This window comes from Streptomyces sp. NPDC001904 (genome assembly GCF_040297005.1).
Classification (GTDB): Bacteria; Actinomycetota; Actinomycetes; order Streptomycetales; family Streptomycetaceae; genus Streptomyces.
The window spans coordinates 1-22,620 of sequence record NZ_JBEOYI010000053.1 but is presented as its reverse complement, the minus strand read 5'-3'; the positions used below and the strand labels follow the sequence as shown (position 1 = coordinate 22,620).

At 73.3% G+C, this 22,620-nt stretch carries 20 protein-coding genes; 7 read left to right on the top strand and 13 right to left on the bottom strand.

Annotation, left to right across the window (positions count from 1 at the left end; translation table 11 throughout):
- Positions 1-163 precede the first annotated feature (163 nt).
- The gene (locus tag ABT127_RS38645; RefSeq protein ID WP_351461059.1) at positions 164-859 is read right to left on the bottom strand and encodes a copper homeostasis protein CutC; all 696 of its coding nucleotides are present in this window, start codon (positions 857-859) and stop codon (positions 164-166) included.
- Positions 860-899: 40 nt separating this feature from the next.
- Positions 900-1,760 (bottom strand): DUF8832 domain-containing protein, encoded by an 861-nt coding sequence (locus tag ABT127_RS38640; protein ID WP_351461056.1) that lies wholly within the window; start codon positions 1,758-1,760, stop codon positions 900-902.
- A gap of 176 nt (positions 1,761-1,936) precedes the next feature.
- Between ABT127_RS38640 and ABT127_RS38635 the strand changes: the two genes are divergently transcribed.
- Positions 1,937-4,210: a heavy metal translocating P-type ATPase gene (locus ABT127_RS38635; RefSeq protein ID WP_351461053.1), complete on the top strand. Its 2,274-nt coding sequence runs from the start codon at positions 1,937-1,939 to the stop codon at positions 4,208-4,210.
- Positions 4,211-4,405: 195 nt separating this feature from the next.
- Positions 4,406-5,377, top strand: a complete 972-nt coding sequence (locus ABT127_RS38630; RefSeq protein ID WP_351461051.1) for an ABC transporter substrate-binding protein — start codon at positions 4,406-4,408, stop codon at positions 5,375-5,377.
- Between the two features lie 39 nt (positions 5,378-5,416).
- On the opposite strand, the gene ABT127_RS38625 is transcribed toward ABT127_RS38630, so the two are convergent.
- The gene (locus tag ABT127_RS38625) at positions 5,417-6,460 is read right to left on the bottom strand and encodes a hypothetical protein (protein WP_351461048.1); all 1,044 of its coding nucleotides are present in this window, start codon (positions 6,458-6,460) and stop codon (positions 5,417-5,419) included.
- A gap of 145 nt (positions 6,461-6,605) precedes the next feature.
- Here ABT127_RS38625 and ABT127_RS38620 point away from each other — a divergent pair, with 145 nt between their 5' ends.
- Both ABT127_RS38620 and ABT127_RS38615 read left to right on the top strand, forming a co-directional pair.
- Positions 6,606-9,041 (top strand): helicase-associated domain-containing protein, encoded by a 2,436-nt coding sequence (locus tag ABT127_RS38620; protein WP_351461045.1) that lies wholly within the window; start codon positions 6,606-6,608, stop codon positions 9,039-9,041.
- Positions 9,042-9,156: 115 nt separating this feature from the next.
- Positions 9,157-10,800, top strand: coding sequence for a DNA repair helicase XPB (locus ABT127_RS38615; RefSeq protein ID WP_351461042.1), 1,644 nt, complete (start codon positions 9,157-9,159; stop codon positions 10,798-10,800).
- On the opposite strand, the gene ABT127_RS38610 is transcribed toward ABT127_RS38615, so the two are convergent.
- The 4 genes from ABT127_RS38610 to ABT127_RS38595 form a co-directional block, all read right to left on the bottom strand.
- The gene (locus tag ABT127_RS38610; protein ID WP_502971853.1) at positions 10,752-11,894 is read right to left on the bottom strand and encodes a glycosyltransferase 87 family protein; all 1,143 of its coding nucleotides are present in this window, start codon (positions 11,892-11,894) and stop codon (positions 10,752-10,754) included. The two genes, ABT127_RS38615 and ABT127_RS38610, sit on opposite strands and share 49 nt — an antisense overlap.
- 339 nt (positions 11,895-12,233) lie before the next feature.
- A complete protein-coding gene (locus tag ABT127_RS38605; protein WP_351461039.1) occupies positions 12,234-13,031 on the bottom strand; it encodes an ABC transporter ATP-binding protein in 798 nt (265 codons plus the stop codon).
- Positions 13,028-14,125, bottom strand: a complete 1,098-nt coding sequence (locus tag ABT127_RS38600) for a FecCD family ABC transporter permease (RefSeq protein ID WP_502971852.1) — start codon at positions 14,123-14,125, stop codon at positions 13,028-13,030. The genes ABT127_RS38605 and ABT127_RS38600 overlap by 4 nt, the downstream gene beginning before the upstream one ends.
- Positions 14,122-15,135 (bottom strand): FecCD family ABC transporter permease, encoded by a 1,014-nt coding sequence (locus ABT127_RS38595; RefSeq protein ID WP_351461036.1) that lies wholly within the window; start codon positions 15,133-15,135, stop codon positions 14,122-14,124. The genes ABT127_RS38600 and ABT127_RS38595 overlap by 4 nt, the downstream gene beginning before the upstream one ends.
- A 93-nt stretch (positions 15,136-15,228) precedes the next feature.
- Between ABT127_RS38595 and ABT127_RS38590 the strand changes: the two genes are divergently transcribed.
- A complete protein-coding gene (locus ABT127_RS38590) occupies positions 15,229-15,888 on the top strand; it encodes an HAD family hydrolase (protein ID WP_351461033.1) in 660 nt (219 codons plus the stop codon).
- Here ABT127_RS38590 and ABT127_RS38585 read toward each other — a convergent pair.
- A complete protein-coding gene (locus ABT127_RS38585; protein WP_351461030.1) occupies positions 15,867-16,127 on the bottom strand; it encodes a hypothetical protein in 261 nt (86 codons plus the stop codon). The genes ABT127_RS38590 and ABT127_RS38585 overlap by 22 nt on opposite strands.
- A gap of 129 nt (positions 16,128-16,256) precedes the next feature.
- On the opposite strand from ABT127_RS38585, the gene ABT127_RS38580 reads away from it, so the two are divergent.
- On the top strand, positions 16,257-16,640 hold the full coding sequence (locus ABT127_RS38580; protein WP_338697769.1) for a cold-shock protein: 384 nt from the start codon (positions 16,257-16,259) through the stop codon (positions 16,638-16,640).
- 70 nt (positions 16,641-16,710) lie between these two features.
- On the opposite strand, the gene ABT127_RS38575 is transcribed toward ABT127_RS38580, so the two are convergent.
- The 5 genes from ABT127_RS38575 to ABT127_RS38555 form a co-directional block, all read right to left on the bottom strand.
- The gene (locus ABT127_RS38575) at positions 16,711-17,463 is read right to left on the bottom strand and encodes an SDR family oxidoreductase (RefSeq protein WP_351461026.1); all 753 of its coding nucleotides are present in this window, start codon (positions 17,461-17,463) and stop codon (positions 16,711-16,713) included.
- Between the two features lie 102 nt (positions 17,464-17,565).
- Positions 17,566-18,468 carry a 1,4-dihydroxy-6-naphtoate synthase gene (locus ABT127_RS38570; RefSeq protein WP_351461023.1) on the bottom strand — a complete coding sequence of 301 codons (903 nt, stop codon included), beginning with the start codon at positions 18,466-18,468 and terminating at the stop codon, positions 17,566-17,568.
- Positions 18,465-19,169, bottom strand: coding sequence for a futalosine hydrolase (locus tag ABT127_RS38565; RefSeq protein ID WP_351461020.1), 705 nt, complete (start codon positions 19,167-19,169; stop codon positions 18,465-18,467). The genes ABT127_RS38570 and ABT127_RS38565 overlap by 4 nt, the downstream gene beginning before the upstream one ends.
- Entirely contained in the window at positions 19,139-19,615 is a 477-nt protein-coding gene (locus ABT127_RS38560; RefSeq protein WP_351461017.1) for a DUF2771 domain-containing protein, read from the bottom strand. Before ABT127_RS38560 ends, ABT127_RS38565 begins: the two co-directional genes overlap by 31 nt.
- A gap of 221 nt (positions 19,616-19,836) precedes the next feature.
- The gene (locus ABT127_RS38555; RefSeq protein WP_502971851.1) at positions 19,837-21,237 is read right to left on the bottom strand and encodes an MFS transporter; all 1,401 of its coding nucleotides are present in this window, start codon (positions 21,235-21,237) and stop codon (positions 19,837-19,839) included.
- A gap of 312 nt (positions 21,238-21,549) precedes the next feature.
- On the opposite strand from ABT127_RS38555, the gene ABT127_RS38550 reads away from it, so the two are divergent.
- A complete protein-coding gene (locus ABT127_RS38550; RefSeq protein WP_351461014.1) occupies positions 21,550-22,473 on the top strand; it encodes a DUF3027 domain-containing protein in 924 nt (307 codons plus the stop codon).
- Positions 22,474-22,620 lie beyond the last annotated feature (147 nt).

Genomic DNA, 22,620 nt, shown 5'->3' with positions numbered 1-22,620 from the left:
GCCGCCGTGGTCAACTCGGGCGCGGACTGGCCGCGAGCCGCGCCCCTGACAGGCCTGCGGCCTTCAGGGGAGGCTGCGCGCAGCGCATGCCTCAGGGGCGCGGGGAACTGCGCGAGAAGCGGCCACCGGCCGGGCCGGGCTTCCCGGGGAGGGGCGGTGCGGGTCAGGCGTCCAGGGCCTCGCGCCAGGTACGGACCGAGGACGCGGAGACGGGCCCCGACCAGCCGGCAGGCCGCGACGCACCGCCGATGTGAAAGGCCGACACCCCGGCCCGGCGCAACCCGGCGACATGCTCCAGGCGGAGCCCCCCGCCGACCAGAATCTGCTGCTCGTACCCGGGCTCCCCGGCACCCGCCCGAGCCGCCTCGGCGACGAGGACGTCGAGTCCGGCGTCCACCCCGTCCGCCGAACCCGCCGTCAGATACGTGTCCAGCCCCGGAAGATCGGCGAGCTGCTTGCGCAACGCGTCCCGGTCCGCGGCCCGGTCGATCGCCCGGTGGAACGTCCACCGGCACCCGTCCAGCTCCGCCACCAGCCGCTCGACGGCCACCAGATCGGGCCCCCCGTGCTCGTCGAGGAACCCGAGCACGAACTCGTCGGCCCCGGCGGCCCGCAACGCCCGCGCCCGCGCCACCAGCGCGGAGACGTCCCCGGCGGCGAAACCGTCCGCGAGCCGCAGCATCACGCGCAGCGAGATGTCCACGGCCCCGCGGATCGCCGCGAACGTCTCCACCGACGGCGTCAGCCCGTCCGCGGCCATGTCCGTGACCAGCTCAAGGCGGTCCGCGCCACCGGCCTGGGCGGCCACCGCGTCCTCGGCGTCGAGAGCGATCACCTCCAGGACTGCACGCTTGCTCATGACGCTCCCGAAATAGGTCTAGTCCAATGTCCCGCTCAGCCTACGCCGCGTGCACCGTGAACGCAGCCGTCCTGACCTCGCCGCCGTGCTTGAAATCGAGGAAGAGCCGGTACGTCCCGGTACTGGGCGCGGTCGCGGTGAAGGAAACCTCCGGCCCCGGCCTGCCCTCGTGCGGGTGTACGTGAAGGTAGGCCAGGTCGCCCGCGCGCAGGGCGACCAAGTGCCCGTACGCGCCGAGGTAGGGGTCCAGATCGGTGACGGGCCGGCCGTTCTTCGTGGCGGTCAGGGTCAGCTCGCGGGCCGCGCCCGCCGTCAGTGCGCCGTCCACCCGAACCTCGTAACCGCCCGCGACGCGCGCCGTCGTGGAGTGCTCCGGCAGCGGCGCGGGCGCGTACGTTCCCGCGACGCCGAGCCCGGCGCCGAGGGTGAGGCCCTCCCGCGCGCCGCGCGGGGTGAAGTCGGCGAAGACCCGGTAGTCCCCGGCCTCGGGCAGCGAGATGGGCGTGGACCAGGTGCCGTCGGCCGCCCGCACCGGGTGCAGGTGGCGGTAGGCGGTCAGGTCGAGCGAGGCGACGATCAGGTGCAACTGCTTGCCGTGCTCGGTCTCGTACGAGGTCAGGGGCTTGCCGGTGCGGTCGTCGCGGATGGTGAAGCGGAGTTCGCCGGCCGGGCCCGGGAGGCGGTCGCGCTCCAGGTCGAGGGTGTAGCCGCGGTCGGAGACCTGGAGTCCGCCGGGGGTGCTCGCGGCCCGGCCGTCCCGCTCCTCCTCGCCGTGGCTCGCGTGTGCGGGCTGCTGCCGCTCGGTGATCACGGGCGCTACCCCGCTGCCCACCCCGTACGCGGTGCCGAACGTGGCGGCTGCCGCGGCCGCGACGGCGGCGATCTTCAGTCCGGTGTGCATGACGGGCTCCTCGTGGCGGGGGCGGGTTTCTCCGACCATACCCATGGGGGGTATCCTGTCAAGGCGGATCAAGGCTTGTCCTGCGTACCCCCCAGGGGTATACATGGATCATAGTGAGGGACAGCAGTGAGGGTTTCAGGGGTGCTCGCCCCCGGGCCCCGACCGAAGGAGGCACCATGTCGGCGCACACCGTCGCACCGCCCGCCCGGGTGGAACTCGCCATCGGTGGCATGACCTGCGCGTCGTGCGCCGCGCGGATCGAGAAGAAGCTGAACCGGATGGACGGCGTCGAGGCGACCGTCAACTACGCCACCGAGAAGGCGCAGGTCAGCTACGCGGACGGGGTGTCGGTCGCCGATCTGATCGCGAAGGTCGAGGCCACCGGTTACACGGCGCACGAGCCCGAGCCGCCGGCCGCCGCCGAGGACGCGGCGGGCGCGGACGGCGCCGGGGCCGCCGACGACGAGCTGCGGCCGCTGCGCCAGCGCCTGGTCACCGCCGTCGTGCTCGCCGTGCCCGTCGTGGCGATGGCGATGATCCCGGCCCTCCAGTTCCAGTACTGGCAGTGGCTGTCCCTGACCCTCGCCGCGCCCGTCGTCACGTACGCGGCCTGGCCCTTCCACCGGGCGGCCTTCACGAACGCGCGGCACGGCGCCGCGACGATGGACACGCTGATCTCGCTGGGCACCTCGGCCGCGTTCCTGTGGTCGCTGTGGGCCCTGTTCTTCGGCACCGCGGGCACCCCCGGCATGACGCACCCCTTCGAGCTGACCATCGGGCGCGGCGACGGCGCGGGGAACATCTACCTGGAGGCCGCCGCCGGGGTCACCGCGTTCATTCTCGCGGGCCGCTACTTCGAGGCCCGGTCCAAGCGGAAGGCGGGCGCCGCGCTGCGCGCCCTGCTCGAACTCGGCGCCAAGGACGTCACCGTGCTGCGGGACGGCGGGCGTCAGGCGACCGTTCCCATCGGGGAGTTGAAGAGCGGGGACCGGTTCCTGGTGCGGCCCGGCGAGAAGATCGCCACCGACGGTACGGTCGTCGAGGGGTCCTCCGCCGTGGACGCCTCCCTGCTCACCGGCGAGTCCGTGCCGGTCGAGGTCGCGGTCGGCGACACCGTCACCGGCGCCACGCTCAACGCCGGGGGACGGCTCGTCGTCGAGGCCACCCGGGTCGGCGCCGACACCCAGCTCGCCCGGATGGCCCGCATGGTCGAGGACGCGCAGAACGGCAAGGCCGCCGCCCAGCGGCTCGCCGACCGGATCTCCGGGGTCTTCGTCCCGGTCGTCATCGCCCTCGCCCTCGCCACGCTGGGCTTCTGGCTCGGCAACGGCGCGGGCTGGACGGCCGCCTTCACCGCCGCCGTCGCCGTCCTGATCATCGCCTGCCCGTGCGCCCTCGGACTCGCCACCCCGACCGCGCTCATGGTCGGCACCGGGCGCGGCGCCCAGCTCGGCATCCTCATCAAGGGCCCCGAGGTCCTGGAGACCACCCGCCGGGTCGACACGATCGTCCTCGACAAGACCGGCACCGTGACGACGGGACGGATGACGCTGCTCGCCGTCCATGTCGCCGACGGGGAGACGGAGGACGAGGTGCTGCGGCTCGCGGGCGCGCTGGAGCACAGCTCCGAGCACCCGATCGCGCGGGCCGTGGCCGCCGGGGCCGCCGAGCGCGTCGGCACCCTGCCCGTCCCCGAGGACTTCGCGAACGTCGCCGGGCTCGGGGTGCAAGGTGTCGTCGACGGGCATGCCGTGCTGGTCGGGCGCGAGAAGTTGCTGGGGGAGTGGGAGATCCGGCTGCCCGACGCTCTGGCGCGCGCCAAGGCGGAGGCCGAGCGGGGCGGGCGGACCGTGATCGCGGTGGCCTGGGACGGGGCCGCCCGCGCGGTGCTCGAAGTCGCCGACGCCGTCAAGGAGACCAGTGCGGAGGCCGTGCGGCGGCTGCGGGGGCTGGGGCTGCGGCCCGTTCTGCTGACCGGTGACCATGCCGCCGTCGCGCGGGCCGTCGCCGCCGAGGTCGGGATCACCGACCCCGCCGACGTCATCGCCGAGGTGCTGCCCCAGGACAAGGTCGACGTCGTCAAGCGGCTTCAGGGCGAGGGGCGTTCCGTGGCCATGGTCGGTGACGGGGTCAACGATGCGGCGGCGCTGGCGCAGGCCGATCTGGGGCTCGCCATGGGGACCGGGACCGATGCCGCCATCGAGGCCGGGGATCTGACGCTGGTCCGGGGGGACCTGCGGTCGGCGGCCGATGCCATTCGGCTGGCCCGGCGGACGCTGGGCACGATCCGGTCGAATCTGTTCTGGGCGTTCGCCTACAACGTGGCCGCGTTGCCGCTCGCCGCGGCGGGGCTCTTGAATCCCATGATCGCCGGTGCCGCCATGGCCTTCTCCTCGGTCTTCGTGGTCGCCAACAGCCTCCGCCTCCGCCACTTCAGCCCCGCCACCTAGCCCGTCCTCCGGGTGCGCCACCGTCGTGGCTGGTCGCGCAGTTCCCCGCGCCCCTGAGGCATGCGCTGCGCGCAGCCTCCCCTGAAGGCCGCAGGCCTGTCAGGGGCGCGGGGTGGATCAAGCCAATCGGGGCGCGGGGGCGGGGGGTGAGGGGTCAGACTCGGGGCGCTGGAACCGACGGACGAAAGGCACCCCGTGACCGCCCTGCGCCCCCGCCACGGCACCCTCACCCTCGTCACCCTGACCCTGACCCTGACGGCCTGCACCTCCGGCGGCCCGGAGAAGGACAGCCCCGGTTCCGCCGGGACCGGCCCCGGCACGCACACCGTCAAGACCGCGATGGGCGACGTCGAGGTCAAGGACCACCCCCGCCGCGTGGTCGTCCTGGACACGGCGGAGCTCGACTCCGCGATCACCCTCGGCGTCACACCGGTGGGAGCCACCCGCGCCGGCGCCGAGAACGGCTTCCTCTCGTACCTCCCCCAGGACAGGACCAAGGGCATCACCGAGGTCGGCGAGATCGCCAACCCCGGCCTGGAGAAGATCGCCGCGCTGAAACCCGACCTCATCCTCAGCAACAAGGTCCGCGACGGCGGCCGGTACGAGCAGCTCAGCGCCATCGCCCCGACCGTGCTCACGGAGACGACCGGCTACCCCTGGAAGCAGAACTTCCTGGTGCACGCCGACGCGTTGGGGAGGAAGAAGCAGGCGCGCGCGGCCGTCAGGACGTACGAGAAGCGCGCCGCCGCCGTCACCGAGGCGCTCGGCGGCAAGGAGAGGGCGGCGGGCGTCGACGTCAACGTCGTACGGTTCGTCGAAGGCGCCGACATCCGGATCTACGGCAGGAAGAACTACATCGGCACGATCCTCGCCGACGTCGGCATCGGCCGCCCCGCGATCACCGACAAGGCCAAGGACGGGTTCAGCTACGACGTGAGCCCCGAGCAGATCGACAAGGCGGACGCGGACGTCATCTTCACGTCCACGTACGGCAGTCCGGGCAAGGCGAAGGTCACCGAGACCACCACGAGCGGCCTGTGGCGCAAGCTGAAGGCCGTGCGGGACGGCAAGGTGTTCCAGGTGGACGACGAACTGTGGATCCAGGGCATCGGGTACACGGCCGCCGGCCGGATCCTCGGCGAGCTCAAGTCCGACCTCGCCAAGTAGCCCGCCCGGAGAGCGGTGTCGGGCGTCAGGCGTCGGGCGTCAGAAGCGGGTGCGCTGGGAGCGCCACAGCAGATACAGCGCGGAGGCGACAGCGGCGCACCGCAGCACCCACGGCCAGGTCTCCTGGAACGCGCCGTTCATCTGCCCCTCGGCGATCCCCGCGCCCCATTTCCCGGCACTGCGCCCCCACAGCCAGACGACCCCGCCCGCGACGGCCAGACCGGGCAGCCCGAACACCGCCACCTTCTTCTGGAAGTCGGTCAGCCGGCGGGAGAGGAAGACGACGGCCCAGCCGGCCAGCAGGACAAGGATGTTGCCGAGGACCGCGCCGACGACCAGGGCGGCGGCGGCCAGCAGCAGGAAGGGGTTGGTCGGGCCACCGGCCGGGACGACGGCGCGCCGCAGCCGGCGCACCCCCTTCACCCGTCCACCCGAGCCGCTCTTCTTCGCCTCCGCCTCCGCATCGGCGTCCCGCTCGTCCTCCGGCTCGTCGTCCTCGACCGGTACCGACGGGCGCTTGCGCAGGTCCGGACCGTCCTCGCGGCCCTTCGGCGGTTTGAGCATGTCGGGGATCTCCACGCCGCCGACGAACCCGGGCACGCTGTCGATGTCGGTCAGCGAGCCGGGGGCGCCGTCGCCCATCCGCCACCAGTCGGTGACGTCGCCCGACACGCCCAACTCGTCGGTGCCGGCCAGGTGCGGGGGCGCGGGCACGTCGGCGGCGGCCGGTTCGGGCGCGGCCGCGCGGCGGGGGCGCGGCACTCTGCGGCGCAGGCCGCCGGTCCGGTCCGCCTTGCCGGTGGGCTGCTCGGGCAGCGGCCGGACGAGCGGCGCCGCCGGGTCGGCCCCGCCGCCACCGTCCTGCGCGCCCGTCACTATCCGGTCCGGGGTGCCCAGGTGCTCCAGGATGCGGCGCACGGCGGCCGGGCTGTCGACGGTCGTCTTCGCGCGCCGCCGGTCGATCTCCCCCCGCAACTCCGTGACCAGGCGCATCCGTGTCGCGGACGGCAGCTGGCGCTGCTGGGCCAGGTCGCCGACCCGGCTCAGATAGTCGAAGACGAGCTGATCACTCTCGATCCCCACGAAGTCCCCTCCGGGGTGGCACAGTTGACTCCCCGACGGTACAGCGCCCCGCAGGGGCGCGGGGAACTGCGCGACCGGCCCGCCGCCGAGCCGCGCCCGGTAGCGGACAGAGGCAGCAGCCCCGTGGCCCGCTACCGTGGGACAGATGAGCCCCAACGAGCAGACCCCGGCGGCACCCCGCTCCCTGGCGGAGGCACTGCGCGGCAGGGACGACACCTCCCTGGCCCGCCTCCTGCGCGCACGCCCCGACCTGCTCAACCCGGTGCCGAACGACCTCGGGCAGCTCGCCACCCGGGCCGGCACCCGCGCCTCGGTGGTCCGCGCCCTCGACCGCCTGGACCGCTTCACCCAGCAGGTGGCGCAGGCCCTCGCGGTGGCCCCGGAACCGGCGACGTACGAGGCGCTCGCCGCGCTGCTGCCGGGACCGGACACCGCGGACGCGCTGGCGCCCGCCGTGACCGTCCTGCGCGAGCAGGCACTCATCTGGGGCGGCGACGACCAGCTGCGGCTGGTGCGCACCGCCCGCGAACTGCTGGTGCCGACCCCGCAGCACCCCTCGCCCACCGGACTCGGGCCGACCGTCGCCGAGGCCACCTCCGGGATGTCGCCGGGCCGCGTCCAGGAGATCGTGGCCGCCGCCGGACTGCCCAGCACCCACGACCCGGTGTCGGCGCTCGCCGCGCTCACCGCCCTGTTCACCGACCCCGAGCGGATGTCGGCGCTGCTCGACGGCGCGCCCGCCGAGGCCATCGACGTACTGAACCGGCTCGTGTGGGGACCCCCGTACGGGCAGGTCACGGCCCGGCCCGCGGCCCACCTGCGCTGGCTGCTCGACCGGGCGCTGCTGGTGCCGACGACACCGGGCACCGTGGTGCTGCCCCGGGAGGCGGCGCTGCACCTGCGCGGCGGGCGGGCCCACCGCGCCCTGGAGCCGCTGCCGCCCGAGGTCACGGCGCGGACCGAGCACCGTCCACAGGTTGTGGACGCGACCGCGGCGGCGCAGGCGTACACCGCGCTCGACACCGTCGAGGAGCTGCTGAAGGACTGGGACGAGGGAGGCCCGGCCGTGCTGCGCGCGGGCGGCCTGAGCATGCGCGACCTCAAGCGCACCGCGGCCGCCCTCGACACCGACGAGCTGACGGCCGCCTTCTGGGTCGAACTCGCCTACGCCGCCGGGCTGCTGGCGTCCGACGGCGAGGCCGACGAGCGGTACGCGGCGACCCCCGCGTACGACGAGTGGCTGGAGCGGCCCCCGGTCGAGCGGTGGACGCGGCTCGCCACGGCCTGGCTGGCGGCGACCCGCACCTCGGGCCTGGTCGGCGGCAGGGACGGCAAGGACCGCACGCTGTCCGCGCTCGGCCCGCACCTGGACCGGTCGGCGGCGCCCGAGGTGCGCCGCCACGTCCTCGGTCTGCTCGCCTCGCTCCCGGAGGGCGCCGAACCCGGCCCGGAGTCGGTCACCGCCCGGCTGACCTGGGAGCGCCCATCGCCCGCCACCCTCGACCTGCGCACCCGGCTGGCCCGCTGGACGCTCGCCGAGGCCGAACTGCTCGGCTTCACCGGGCGCGGGGCGCTGTCCGCGCACGGCCGGGCGCTGCTCTCCGTGCACACGGCGGCGCCGGACGCCTCGGCCGAGTCGGCCGAGGCCGTCGCCCGCGCCGAGAAGCTGCTGGCGCCGCTGCTGCCCGACCCGCTGGACCACGTGCTGCTCCAGGCCGACCTGACCGCGGTCGCCCCCGGCCCGCTGGAGCGGCCGCTCGGCGAGGCGCTGGCCGTGCTCGCCGACGTCGAGTCCAAGGGCGGCGCGACCGTCTACCGGTTCACGCCGGGTTCGGTACGCCGTGCGCTCGACGCCGGCCGCACCGCCTCCGACCTGCACGCCTTCCTGGCCGCGCACTCCCGCACACCGGTTCCGCAGCCTCTCGCGTACCTGATCGACGACGTGGCCCGGCGGCACGGGCACCTGCGCATCGGGGCCGCCTCCGCGTACGTGCGCTGCGACGACGACGCCGTGCTCGGCGAGATCCTCGCCGACAAGCGGGCCGCCGGGCTGCGCCTGCGCCGCCTCGCGCCCACGGTCCTCGCCGCGCAGGCCGACCCGGGCACGCTCCTCGAAGGGCTCCGCGCGATGGGCTTCGCCCCGGCCGCCGAGACCGCCGAGGGCGATGTCCTGATCACCCGCGCGCATGCCCACCGGACACCGCCGCGCACGGCTCCCGAGCCGGTTCCCGACGGGCCGCCGCTGCCCGACGGCACGCTGCTCGGCGCCGCGATCCGGGCCATCCGCGCGGGGGACACCGCGGCGACGGCCCCGCGCAAGCAGGCGCCGGCCACCAACGGTGAACTGCCGCGGACCAGCCCCGCCGACACGCTCGCGACGGTGCAGGCGGCGGTGCTCACGGGGGACACGCTGTGGATCGGGTACGTCAACGCGGAGGGCTCCGCCAGTCAGCGGGTCATCGCGCCGATCCGGGTCGAGGGCGGGTTCGTGACGGCCTACGACCACACGGCGGACGAGGTCCGCACCTATCCGCTGCACCGGGTGACGGGGGTGGCGGAGCTGGAGCCCGACGGGGGGTGACCCCGGTTGTCGTCCGACCGCGACCAGCCCCCACCGGGCCGCGGACGAAGACGATCACGTGCGGTGCGGAGCATGAGGCACACTGGATGTTTGGCCTACGGAAAGGGTGCCGCGCGTGAACGGTCCACTCATTGTCCAGTCGGACAAGACCCTGCTCCTGGAGGTCGACCACGAGCAGGCCGACGACTGCCGCCGGGCGATCGCTCCGTTCGCCGAGCTGGAGCGCGCACCGGAACACATCCACACCTACCGCCTCACCCCGCTCGGCCTGTGGAACGCGCGGGCGGCCGGCCACGACGCGGAGCAGGTCGTGGACGCGCTCGTCCAGTACAGCCGGTACCCGGTACCGCACGCGCTGCTCGTCGACATCGCCGAGACCATGGACCGGTACGGACGGCTCACGCTCAGCAAGCACCCCGCCCACGGCCTCGTCCTGACCACCACCGACCGCCCGGTGCTGGAGGAGATCCTGCGCTCGAAGCGGGTCCAGCCGCTGGTCGGCGCCCGGATCGACCCCGACACCGTGGCCGTGCACCCCTCCGAGCGCGGCCAGATCAAGCAGACGCTGCTGAAGCTGGGCTGGCCCGCCGAGGACCTCGCCGGGTACGTGGACGGTGAGGCGCACGCCATCGAGCTGGCGGAGGACGGCTGGACCCTGCGCCCGTACCAGAAGCAGGCCGTCGAGGGCTTCTGGCACGGCGGCTCCGGCGTCGTCGTGCTGCCGTGCGGCGCGGGCAAGACGCTGGTCGGGGCGGGCGCGATGGCGGAGGCGAAGGCGACCACGCTCATCCTCGTCACGAACACCGTCTCGGCCCGCCAGTGGAAGCACGAGCTGGTGAAGCGGACCTCGCTCACCGAGGACGAGATCGGCGAGTACAGCGGTACGAAGAAGGAGATCCGGCCGGTCACCATCGCCACGTACCAGGTGCTCACCACCAAGCGGAAGGGTGTGTACCCGCACCTGGAGCTGTTCGACTCCCGCGACTGGGGGCTCGTGATCTACGACGAGGTGCACCTGCTGCCCGCGCCGGTCTTCAAGTTCACCGCCGACCTCCAGGCGCGGCGCAGGCTCGGCCTGACCGCGACCCTCGTACGGGAGGACGGCCGCGAGTCGGACGTCTTCTCGCTGATCGGGCCCAAGCGGTTCGACGCGCCGTGGAAGGAGATCGAGGCGCAGGGCTACATCGCGCCGGCCGACTGCGTCGAGGTCCGGGTCAATCTCACCGACTCCGAGCGGCTCGCGTACGCCACCGCCGAGGCCGAGGAGAAGTACCGGTTCTGCGCCACCACGGCCACGAAGCGCAAGGTCACCGAGGCGCTGGTCAAGAAGCACGCGGGGGAGCAGACCCTCGTCATCGGCCAGTACATCGACCAGCTCGACGAACTCGGCGCTCACCTGGACGCCCCGGTCATCAAGGGCGAGACGACGAACGCGGTGCGCGAGAAGCTGTTCGACGCGTTCCGCGAGGGCGAGATCAGCGTCCTGGTGGTGTCCAAGGTCGCGAACTTCTCCATCGACCTGCCGGAGGCGACGGTCGCGATCCAGGTCTCGGGCACGTTCGGCTCGCGGCAGGAGGAGGCGCAGCGGCTCGGCCGGGTGCTGCGGCCGAAGGCGGACGGGCACGAGGCCCGCTTCTACTCGGTCGTCGCCCGCGACACCATCGACCAGGACTTCGCCGCGCACCGGCAGCGGTTCCTGGCCGAGCAGGGCTACGCGTACCGGATCGTCGACGCCGACGAACTCCTCGCCGAGAGCTGACCCCAGGCGGCGATCAGGACCAGGCCGAGCAGCGGGTAGGGCGCCGCGAGCGGCTGCTGCCACCACGGGAGGGCCAGGTCCAGGTCGCCCTGGTGCGGCAGCAGCCACATCGTGCGGGCGGTGAAGACGACCGCCACCGCCACGGCCGTACGGCGTTGTCCGTCCGCCCACAGCAGCGCGAGCAGCGGCACGCACCACACCCAGTGGTGCGACCAGCTGATCGGGGAGACGAGCAGCGCGGTGACGGCCGTGACGACGATGCCGCGCGGGGCGGGCAGGCGGGTCGCCGCGTACAGTCCGGCGACCGCGACGAGGACCGCCGGGACCGCCCAGAGCAGGCCCGGTCCGGTGGTGTGCAGGGTGCGGGCGACGAGCCCCTGGAGCGACTGGTTGTCCACGATCCAGGCCTTGCCGACCCGGCCGGTCTCGTAGAGCGTTCTGGTCCAGAACTGGCCGCTGGCGTACGGGAGTACGAGCGCGCCGACGGCCGCCGTGCCGACGAAACCGGCGGTCGCGTAGCCGGCTTCGCGGCGCTTTCCCGTCAGGAACAGGTACGCGATGAAGACGGCCGGGGTCAGCTTGATGCCGGTCGCTACGCCGAGCGCGAGGCCCTTGGCGGGGGCGCCGTCCCCGCGGGTCAGGTCCCAGAGGATGAGGCAGGCCAGGGCGAGGTTGATCTGGCCGAACACGGCGGTCTGGAAGACGGGTTCCAGCCAGAGGGCGAGTGCCGTTGCCGTGCAGAGGGTGGTGGCGCGGGCGGGGAGGCCGGCCAGGCGGTGCCAGGAGAGGTGGACCAGGGCTGCCGTGAGGGCGATGTTGGCCAGGAGGAAGACGGCCTTCAGGGCGGGGAGGGGGAGCCAGGCGGTGGGGATGAAGAGCAGGGCGGCGAACGGGGGGTAGGTCGCGGGGAGTTGCCACTGCGTGACGGTGAAGTCGTAGAGGTGCCGGCCGCCGGCTGCGGCGGCGGTGCCCTCGGCCCGGTAGACCAGGACGTCGGACATGGGGGTGTGCTGGGTGACGCAGAGGGCGATGAGCGCGGCCGCCGAGGTGGCGGGGAGCAGGTAGGGGGCTGCCTTATGTGTGCGGGGGGTCACGTTGGGTGAGCCTATGCGCCGCGGGGGTTGGGGGTGCGTGGGCGAGTGCGGGTGCGTCGTGGCTGGCCGCGCAGTTCCCCGCGCCCCTGTTGGGTTGTGGTTCGTCTGCGGCCCGGTGGGGCTTCTCGCGCAGTTCCCCGCGCCCCTGAAGGCATGCGCTGCGCGCAGCCTTCCCCCCTTGAGGCTGCGCTTCGCGCGCCTCTTGATGAGATGGCGCACGAAGTGCGCATCTCAGGGGCGCGGGGAACTGCGCGAGAAGCCCCACCGGGCCGCGCGTGACGAACTGCCCAGGGGCGCGGGGAACTGCGCGGCCAGCCACGACGGTGGCGCGCTCGACCGTCAGGCTGTGGGTGGGTGCCAGGGGGAGGTGGGGATGATCAAGGGGGAGGATGTCACCGGGTCGGGGATGACGATGCAGGCCAGGCCGAAGACCTCTTCGACCAGCGCGGCCGTGATGATCTCGGACGGCGGCCCCTCGGCCACGATCCGGCCCGCCTTCATCGCCACCAGATGATCGGCATAGCGCGCGGCCTGATTGAGGTCGTGCAGGACCACGGCGACCGTACGGCCCTTGTCGTGGTTCAACTGGCGCACCAGATCGAGGACTTCCACCTGGTGCGCGATGTCCAGGTACGTCGTCGGCTCGTCCAGGAGCAGGATGTCGGTCTCCTGGGCGAGCGCCATGGCGATCCAGACGCGCTGGCGCTGCCCACCGGAGAGTTCGTCGACGCTCCGGTCGGCGAGGGCGGCGACGTCGGTGCGCTCCATGGCCTCGGTGACGGCGCGTTCGTCGGCGTCGGACCACTGCTGCCACCAGTGCTGGTGCGGCTGCCGCCCGCGCGATACCAGGTCGCCGACGGTGATGGCCTCGGGCGCAACCGGCGTCTGGGGCAACAAACCGATCTGTTGGGCGATCCGCTTCGTGGGCAGCTCGGCGAGGGCCCGCCCGTCGAGCACCACCGACCCGCCGGCCGGCTTGAGCAGCCGCCCGAGCGCCCGCAACGTCGTCGACTTGCCGCACGCGTTGGGCCCCACGATGACCGTGACCTGCCCGTCGGGCACGGCGAGGTCGAGCCCGCGCACGACCTCGCGGTCGTCGTAGGCGAGCGTCAGGTCGCGGGCGGTCAGCCGGCTCATGCGGTACCTCCGGAACGGGCGGAACTCGTGCGGACAGCACGGCTGCGGATGATCAGCCAGATGAGATAGGGCGCGCCGACGGCCGCCGTCAGGACGCCCACCGGCAGTTCGGTCGGCGAGAAGAGGCGGCGGGCCAGCAGATCGCCGACGACCACGATCAGTGCGCCGAGCAGCGCCGAGGTGACCAGCGGGATCTGCGCGGTGCGGGTGACGCGCCGGGCGATCTGCGGGGCGAGCAGCGCCACGAAGTCGACCGGCCCCGCCGCCCCGGTGGCCAGCGACGCGAGGACCACGCCCAGCGCGACGAGCCCCAGGCGTACCCGGCCGAGCCGCACCCCGAGCGCGGTCGCGGTGTCGTCGTCGAGGGAAACGGTGCGCTGTGCGCGGGCGGCCCAGGCGACGCAGGGGAGCAGGACCAGCAGCGCCCAGGCGAGCGGGCGCGCCTCGGCCCAGCCGCGCCCGTTGAGGGAGCCGGTCATCCAGATCTGGGCCTGCTGGGCGACGAGATAGTCGCCCTTGGTCATGAACAGGGTCGTCACCGACCGCAGCGCGATCGCGAAGCCGATGCCGATCAGGACGAAGCGGGTGGCGTGCAGGCCGCCCCGCCACGCGAACAGGTAGACGAGCGCGGCGGCGACGACTCCGCCGGCCACGGACACGTACGGCAGATACGCGTACGAGGTGAGGCCGAACGTCATCGCGGCGACCGTCACCGCGCTCGCGCCCTGGCTGATGCCGATGATGTCGGGGCTCGCGAGGGGGTTGCGGGCGACGGTCTGGATCAGCGCGCCCGCGATGCCGAACGCCGCGCCGACCAGCAGACCGACCACCATGCGCGGCTCGCGCAGCGTGCCCACGACCAGTTCGTCCGGCGACGGCTGCCCGGTGAGGACCTTGAACACCTCGGCGGGGCTGGTGAACGACTCCCCGACGCACAGATAGGCCACGCAGGAGACGGCCAGCAGCACGGCGCAGACCGCCGCCACGACGCTCGCCCTGCGATGCACCAGGAACCGGGCCCGGCCCGCCCGCAGCACGGCGTACCCGGCGGGACGCACCCGGCGCACCTCGCCGGCCTCCTGCACCGCGCTCACGCCGGCACCGCCTTCCGGCGCACCAGGGTCACCAGGAACGGCACCCCGAGCAGCGCGGTCATCACCCCGGCGGGCACCTCGCTCGGCGGGAAGACGATCCGGCCGACCGTGTCCGAGACCAGCAGCATCACGGGCCCGACGAGCGCGGCCATCGGCAGCAGCCAGCGGTGGTCGGAGCCGACCACGGCGCGCGCGATGTGCGGCACGGCGAGCCCGATGAAGGCGATGGGTCCGGCGGCCGCGACCCCGACCCCGGTCAGCACCGTCGCGCCGAGCCCGCCCACGATCCGTACGGTCGCCACCCGCTGCCCGAGCCCCTTCGCCACGTCCTCGCCGAGCGCGAGCGCGTCCAGGCCGCGCGCGACGGAGAGGACGAGGACCACGCCGACCAGCAGGAACGGCCAGATCTGGCCGATGAGGTCGGCGTCCCGGCCGGACAGCGAACCGACCTGCCAGAACCGGAACTCGTCCAGCGCGGACGCCTTCGTCGTGAGGACGGCCGTCGTCACGGACACCAGCAGCGCGTTGATCGCGGCGCCGCCGAGCGCGAGCTTCACCGGGGTCGCGCCGCCCCGCCCGGACGCGGCGATCGCGTACACGGCGACGGCCGCGATCCCGGCCCCGGCGAACGCGAACCACACGTACCCGGTGAGCGTGTGGATGCCCAGGTACGCGATGGCCAGCACGACGCCGACCGAGGCGCCCTGGCTGATGCCGAGGATGCCGGGGTCGGCGATGGGGTTGCGGGTGATGCCCTGGAGCACGGTTCCGGCCAGCGCGAGGGCCGCGCCGACCATCACCCCGACCACGGTGCGCGGCACCCGCAGACCCCGGACCACCTCGGCGGCGTCGCTGTGCCCGCCGTGCAGCAGGGCGTCGAGAACGTCCGACGGCGCGATCGCGCGGGCGCCGACCGCGAGGCTGAGCAGCACCGCGAGCGCCAGGGCCACGGCCGCGGCGACGAGCGCGCCCACCCTGACGGCGCCGGTGGCACCGGGTCTGACGGGCATGGGCGGGCTCTCCAAGGACGTGCGCGGGCATGGTAAGGCTTAGCTAAGTGCGGGCTGTGCGAGGTCATCGTATGCCCGGGCACAATGGCGTCCATGGCTGCCCTCACAGATCCCCAGAACCCCGCCCCCTCCACCGTCCCCGGCCCCGTGGTCGGCTTCGACCTCGACATGACGCTGATCGACTCGCGCCCCGGGATCCGTGCGACCTGGGTGGCCCTGGCCGAGCGGACCGGCACGTACATCGACGCCGATCTGGTCGTCACCCGGCTCGGCCCGCCGCTCACCGACGAGCTGGCGAACTGGTTCCCGGCGGAGCGGATTCCGGCCATGACCGCGCTCTACCGTGAGATGTATCCCACATACGCGATCGAGCCGACGCTGCCGATGCCGGGCGTCCACGAGACGATCGCCGCCGTGCACGCGGCGGGCGGCCGGGCGATCGTCGTCACGGCGAAGTACGAGCCCAACGCCAAGCTGCACCTGGCGCACCTCGGCATCGACGCGGACGCCGTCGTCGGAGACCTGTGGGCCGAGGGCAAGGGCGAGGCGCTGCGCGAGCACGGCGCGAGCGTCTACGTCGGCGATCACATCGGTGACGTACGCGGCGCACGCACGGCGGGGGCGCTGTCGGTGGCGGTGCCGACCGGTCCGTGCGACGCCGACACCCTGCGCACGGCGGGCGCGGACGTGATCCTCACGGACCTCACCGCGTTCCCCGCGTGGCTGGAGGGTTACGTCGCCGAGCGGGCCTGACGGCGCTGGACGGCGATGCCGCGCAGCACTCCGGCCGCGGCCAGCAGAAAGCCGACGCCCATCAGCATGCACACCGCGTAGGCGACGGACGGGAACGGGTCGGTGCCGAGGAACAGCGGGGCCATCGTGACCAGGGTGGCGATCGCCCCCACGACGAAGACGATGCCGCCCGCTTTCACGAGCCCGTCACCGGGGCCGCTCTCGGCCGCCCGGGAATTGAGTTGGGTTTTGTCACGCACCCCGTCAGGGTAGTTCCCAGCCCAGAGGGGCCCATAGTCTAGGTGGCGGCGGGCCGGTCTCGGCCCGCTGTATTGCTGTCCAGAGCTGTCCAGAGCGTTTTCTTTCTAGTACGAGGACGAGGACTTCACGTGCCTACCGGCAAGGTCAAGTGGTTCAACAGCGAGAAGGGCTTCGGCTTCCTCTCCCGCGACGACGGCGGCGACGTCTTCGTGCACTCCTCCGTACTTCCGGCCGGCGTCGACGCTCTCAAGCCCGGTCAGCGGGTCGAGTTCGGGGTGGTCGCGGGGCAGCGCGGTGACCAGGCGCTCTCGGTGACGATTCTCGATCCGACGCCGTCCGTGGCGGCCGCCCAGCGCCGCAAGCCGGACGAACTGGCGTCGATCGTGCAGGATCTGACGACGCTGCTGGAGAACATCACGCCGATGCTGGAGCGGGGCCGCTACCCGGACAAGGCCGCGGGCGCCAAGATCGCCGGCCTGCTCCGCGCGGTCGCCGACCAACTCGACGTCTGACCTTGTCCGCGGCTCCGGTGGGAACTGCGCGAGTAGCCCCACCGGGCCGCGGACGACAACGGCACCCGTCCTACCGGGCCTGGGTGCGGAGCCACTCTTCGATCGTCGGGCCCACGATGCGGGCCGTGGCGGGGGCCAGTTGGGCCCCTTCGGAGAGTTCCGGGACCGCCGCGGGGACGGTCGTCACGGGACGGTCGTCGCCGCGCGCCGCCAGCAGCCGGGCCGTCAGTTCCGGCAACCGGACCGTCTCCGGACCGGACAGCTCGACGATCTCCGGCGCGTCGTCGGCGACGACCAGTTCGGCCACGACATCGGCGACGACATCCGCGGCGACCGGCTGAATCAGCCAGTCCCCGACGGTCACCGCCCCCTCGCCGAAGGCCACCGCGGCCGGATTGGTCGCGAACTCGTGCCACTGCGTCGTCTTCACGACCGTCCCGCGCAACCCACTCGCGGCCACCGCCTTCTCCTGCTCGCGCTTGGCGACGTAGTACGGGTTCGTGTCGAACACCGGGTTCTCGATGTTGCAGATGGAGACCAGCAGGAACCGCCCGACCCCCAGGTCACGCGCGGTGTCGAGCAGCAGCCGGGTCGCCCCGGCCACGGCCTCGACGACATCGGCGGCCGGGTCGGACGGGAACGCGTTCGCCGCGTCGATCACCGCGTCCGCCCCGGCGAGCGCCTCCTTCAGGCCCGCACCGGTGCGCAGGTCGACCCCGGCGGCGCGGGAGACCGGCACCACGGTGTGACCGGCCGCCGTGAGCCGGGCACTGATCTTCGTGCCGACCGTTCCGGTGGCACCCGCGACGGCGATTCTGCTCATGTTCCGCACCCACTTCTATGACGTCCGCTCGGTACGTCATCGAATCTACGGCGCGAAAAGACCCGCCGAGTGGTGCATTGAGGGGTCAGAAATCCGGGTCAATCACGGGAAGGCGAGCGCGTCCGGAGCCAGCGCAGGGACCAGGCCCTCGGCGGCGGCCCGGGTGAGCAGCCCGCGGATCGCCGCGTAGCCGTCCTCGCCGAGGTCGGCGGTGAACTCGTTGACGTAGAGCCCGATGTGCTGGTCGGCGACGGACGGGTCCATCTCCTGCGCGTGCTCCATGACGTACGCCCGCGAGGCCTCCGGGTCGTCCCAGGCCAGCCGGACGGAGGCGCGCACGGCGTCCGCGTACCCGCGCAGCGTCTCGGCGCCGAGGTCGCGCCGCGCGATGATCGCGCCGAGCGGGATCGGCAGGCCGGTCGTGGCCTCCCAGTGCTCGCCCATGTCGGCGAGCTTGTGCAGGCCGTAGTTCTGGTAGGTGAAGCGGGCCTCGTGGATGACGAGCCCGGCGTCGATCTTCCCGTCGCGCACGGCGGGCATGATCTCGTGGAACGGCATCACGACGATCTCGCCGACCCCGCCGCCGGGCACCGTGTCGGCCGCCCACAGCCGGAAGAGCAGATACGCGGTCGAGGTCTCGCTCGGCACCGCGACGCGCTTGTCGGAGAGGTCCACGCCCGGCTCACGGGTGAGGACGAGCGGCCCGCAGCCACGGCCGAGGGCGCCGCCGCAGGGCAGCAGCGCGTAGTCGTCGAGGACGTACGGCAGGACCGCGTAGGAGACCTTCAGGAGGTCGAACGCGGGGTCGCGGCGCTCGGCGACGCCGTTGGTGATGTCGATGTCCGCGAAGGTCACGTCCAGCGCGGGGGCGCCGGGGACGCGGCCGTGGGCCCAGGCGTCGAAGACGAAGGTGTCGTTCGGGCAGGGGGAGAACGCGATGCGCGTCGGGGCCGCAGTCTGTGCCGTCGTGGCTTCCGTCAGGTGTTCCGTCGTGTGTTCCGTCATGTGTTCTTCCAACTCTCCAGTACGGGCGCCGCCTTCCCGAACGCGTCGGCGAGCGCGGCGAGCGCGTCACCGATGCGCCAGGCGGCGCGGTCGCGGGGCCCGACGGCGTTGGAGACGGTGCGTATCTCGGCCACGGCCGCACCGTGCGCGGCGGCGGCCTCGGCGACGCCGAAACCCTCCATCGCCTCGGCGACGGCGCCGGGGTGCCGCTGGGCGAGCAGGGCGGCGCGGTCGGCGGTCCCGGTCACCGTGGAGACGGTGAGCACGGTGCCGACGGTCGCCCCGGTGCGGGCGGCGAGGTCTCGTACGAGGGAAGCCGGCGGACGGTGGGTGACGGTGCCGAACCCGAGTTCGGTGACCGGTACGAAGCCCTCGGGGGTCTCGGCGCCGAGGTCGGCGGCGGTGATCGCGTCGGCGACCAGGACCGTGCCGGGCGGGGCGGTGAAGCCGCCGCCGATGCCGGCCGAGACGACCAGCGTGTACGGGTGACCGGCGAGCGCGGCCTTCGTCAGGGCGGTGGCGGTGCTCGCCGCCGCGGCCGCCGGGCCCACACCCACCGCCACGACGTCGATCGCCGGGCGGTCGGCCGTGCCGACGGCACGCAGACCCCGTGCCACCGCGTCCCGTTCCGCCGGGACCGCGGTGGCTACGAGGACGTGCGCGGTGTTCGTCAGGAGTCCTTCTTCAGCTTGAACGACCACAGGCCGTACGCCTTGGAGTTGCCGCCCTCCAGGATCGTGACCGTGGTGGCCGAGCCGGTGGCGCCGTACTGCTGGTTGAAGAACACGCTGCCGGGGACGGTGCGGTAGGTCTTCTTGCTGGAGTCGGTCAGGGCCTGGCCGTTCATCAGCAGCGTCCAGCCCTTGTCCGCGACCTCGGGGTCGACGCCGAAGCGGACCGTCGCGTCGGGGTCGACCTTGATCGTCTTGGCGTCCTTGTCCTTCAGGCAGTCCTGGAGGGAGGAGGTCTTGAGCGCCTTGCCGTCGTTGTAGCAGCTGGCCTCGGAGTTCACCGTGCTGCGGTCCACCGTGACGGTGGCCAGCGGGGTCGGCTTGTCGCAGGCGGAGAGGACGAGCAGTCCGGCGCCTACGGCACCGACGGCGGCCAGGGCGCGGCGGTGGCGCGCGGCGAAACGCTGGGAGGTCATGGCGGAAGGCTATCTGGCGGCTTCGCTGCCGCTCGGGGTGGGGCGTGTGTCGGCGTGGCCGGGGTGGGCTGCCGCCCGGGTGCGGGTTGTTTCGTGGCTGGTCGCGTGGTTCCCCGCGCCTCTGTCGGGTTGTTCTTCGGGTGCGGGCCGGTGGCCGCTTCTCGCGCAGTTCCCCGCGCCCCTGAACTGCGCACTTCGTGCGGCATCTCGATCGACGGTGGTTAGGCGACCCGGGCCGGGCGGGGTGGGGAGTGGTGGGCCGCTGTGAGGAGGCCTCGGACCGTGGTGAGCCAGCCGAGGGCCACGATGGCGGCGGCGACGGCGAGGCCGAGCGTTCCGACCAGCGGCAGGGCGATGCCGATGGCCCCGCCCACGACCCAGGCCACCTGCAGCAGCGTCTCGGACCTGGCGAAAGCGGACGTCCGCACCGCCTCCGGGACATCCCGCTGGATGGTCGCGTCCAGCGACAACTTGGACAGGGCCTGCGCGAACCCGGCCACCGCCGCCAGGCACGCCGTCATCAGCGCCCCGAAGAACACCGCCGACAGCACCGCCACCGCCAGCACCACGGCCACCACGGTCACGATGATGATCTCGGGCGCCCGGGCCTTGAGCCAGGCCCCCACAGCCGTCCCCAGCGCGTTCCCGGCGCCCGCCGCCACACCCACGATGCCGAGCGAGACGGCCGCGCTCTGCCCGGTCATCGGATGCTCGCGCAGCAGGAAGGCGAGGAAGAAGATCAGGAAGCCGGACAGGCACTTCAGCGACGCGTTCGCGGCGAGGGCATGGGTGACGGCGGGCCCGACGGTGCGCAGGCCCGGCTTGCGCTGCCGCTTCCCGGGGCCGTGCAGATGCTCCTCGTCGGCGGCGAGCAGCGCCTTGCTCTCGCCCTTCGCCGAGTCCACCTTGCGCGGCATCGAGAACGACAGGAACATCCCGGAGACGTAGAGCACGAACGCCCCGAACAGCGGCCAGCGCGGCCCGATCGCCTGCAATCCGGCGCCGATCGGCGCCGCCACGCCGGTGGCGAGCAGCCCGGCGAGGGTGACCCGCGAATTGGCCTTCACCAGGGAGAAGCGGGGTGGCAGCAGCCGCGGCACGACGGCCGAGCGCACCACGCCGTACGCCTTCGAGGCGACCAGCACACCGAGCGCCGCCGGATACAGCTGGAGGTTTCCGCCCACCACGGCGCTGGACAGCACGAGGGCGAGCAGCGCCCGCGCCAGCATCGATCCGGCCATCGCGGCGCGCCGCCCGTGCGGCAGCCGGTCGAGCAGCGGCCCGATCACGGGGGCCAGGAGGGTGAACGGCGCCATGGTGATCGCCAGATAGAGGGCCACCCGGCCGCGCGCCTCGTCCGTCGGCACCGAGAAGAACACCGTCGAGGCGAGGGCGACGGTGATCATGACGTCACCGGCGCCGTTCACCGCGTGGAGTTCGATGAGTTTTCCGAGGCCCGACTCGCCCGCGCCGTGCGCGTGCGTCGCCTTCCGGATGCCGCGCGCGGTGCCCGTGAACGGCAGTCTCAGGGCACGGCCGACCTTGCGGACGGCCCCGCGCACCGGGCCCGCATCGCTGTATTCGTACCGTGTCGCACCGGACGACGACCTTGCGGCAGCCACCCAGTCATAGTGCCCCCTGAACGGCCATACAAGTGCCGATACGCGCATGCGGGTCTGCTCACACATGCCCGGCGATCGGGCGCGGCTCGTACGTCGGTGTGGGCGCAGGGCGTGGAAGGAGGTAGCGTGCGTAGCGCGCCCGCGGCGGTTGTTCTCGGCCGCGCGCCTCTCGGCCATCCCGCAGAATGGATGGCGTAGGTGCGCCCGGAACGTCGGGCGCGGACGTCGACGCGGCCCTCCGGTCCGCTCCGTCCGCGCTCCCGCACACAGGATGGCGCACTCGAGAGACGGCGTAGGAGAGAAGCGATACCTGTGAGCGCAGCGACAACGCGAAGCCGCACCCCCGACCGTCTGTGCGCCGAGGCGGTCGACATCGCCCGGGCGGCAGCCGACGAGGCCGCGGCCCCGGGAGTGGTCGGCGAGCACGTCGAGACGGTCGTCGAGGGCGACCGCGTCGTCACGCATCTCTTCGAGTGCAAGGACTTCGGGTACCGGGGCTGGCGCTGGGCCGTCACGGTCGCCCGCGCCTCCCGCGCCAAGTACGTCACCCTCGACGAGGTCGTCCTGCTTCCGGGCCCCGACGCCCTCCTCGCGCCCGAGTGGGTGCCGTGGAGCGAGCGGCTGCGCCCCGGTGACCTCGGTCCCGGCGATCTGCTGCCCACCGAGTCCGACGATCTGCGGCTCGAACCCGGGTTCTCCGGCGAGGACGCGCCCGCGCCGAACTCGCCCGTCTCCGACGACATGGCCGAGCTGGTCGAGGCCGAGGACGTCGAGCTGACCGCCGGGCCGGTCTCCGAGCTGCCGGTGGTGCCGTCCCGCGGGTCGATCGCCTCGGTCGCCGAGGAGCTGGGCATGCGGCGGGCCCGGGTTCTGTCGCGGTACGGGCTGCACGTCGCGGCCGACCGCTGGGAAGAGGGCTTCGGCGCCAAGACCCCGATGGCGCAGGCCGCGCCGGCGACCTGTGTCTCGTGCGGGTTCCTCTGCCCGATCGGCGGTTCGCTCGGGCAGGCGTTCGGGGTCTGTGCCAATGAGTTCTCGCCGGCCGACGGGCGGGTCGTGTCGCTGTCGTACGGGTGCGGGGGGCATTCCGAGGCCGCCGTCATGCCGAAGCCGCCGCGGCGGGCCGAGCCGGTGATCGACGAGACCGTGGTGGACGTTCTTCCGCTGCGGCCGGAGCCCGACGCGGGTTCGGTCGACGCCGTCGCCGCCGGCCCCGACGACCTGGGCCACTCCTAGCACCGTTGTCGTCTGCGGCCCGGTGGGGCTTCTCGCGCAGTTCCCCGCGCCCCTGAGACGAGCTCCGCTCGCCCAGGGGAGGCTGCGCGTCAGCGCATGCCTCAGGGGCGCGGGGAACTGCGCGGCCAGCCCCCACCGGCCGGCAGC

Excerpts from the sequence above, each read along its gene's own strand:
- ABT127_RS38590 (WP_351461033.1), top strand. The coding sequence starts at position 15,229 with ATGGCTGCCCTCACAGATCCCCAGAACCCCGCCCCCTCCACCGTCCCC.
- ABT127_RS38635 (WP_351461053.1), top strand. The coding sequence starts at position 1,937 with ATGTCGGCGCACACCGTCGCACCGCCCGCCCGGGTGGAACTCGCCATC.
- ABT127_RS38645 (WP_351461059.1), bottom strand. The coding sequence starts at position 859 with ATGAGCAAGCGTGCAGTCCTGGAGGTGATCGCTCTCGACGCCGAGGAC.
- ABT127_RS38595 (WP_351461036.1), bottom strand. The coding sequence starts at position 15,135 with ATGCCCGTCAGACCCGGTGCCACCGGCGCCGTCAGGGTGGGCGCGCTC.
- ABT127_RS38575 (WP_351461026.1), bottom strand. The coding sequence starts at position 17,463 with ATGAGCAGAATCGCCGTCGCGGGTGCCACCGGAACGGTCGGCACGAAG.
- ABT127_RS38640 (WP_351461056.1), bottom strand. The coding sequence starts at position 1,760 with ATGCACACCGGACTGAAGATCGCCGCCGTCGCGGCCGCGGCAGCCGCC.
- ABT127_RS38570 (WP_351461023.1), bottom strand. The coding sequence starts at position 18,468 with ATGACGGAACACACGACGGAACACCTGACGGAAGCCACGACGGCACAG.
- ABT127_RS38560 (WP_351461017.1), bottom strand. The coding sequence starts at position 19,615 with ATGACCTCCCAGCGTTTCGCCGCGCGCCACCGCCGCGCCCTGGCCGCC.
- ABT127_RS38620 (WP_351461045.1), top strand. The coding sequence starts at position 6,606 with ATGAGCCCCAACGAGCAGACCCCGGCGGCACCCCGCTCCCTGGCGGAG.
- ABT127_RS38605 (WP_351461039.1), bottom strand. The coding sequence starts at position 13,031 with ATGAGCCGGCTGACCGCCCGCGACCTGACGCTCGCCTACGACGACCGC.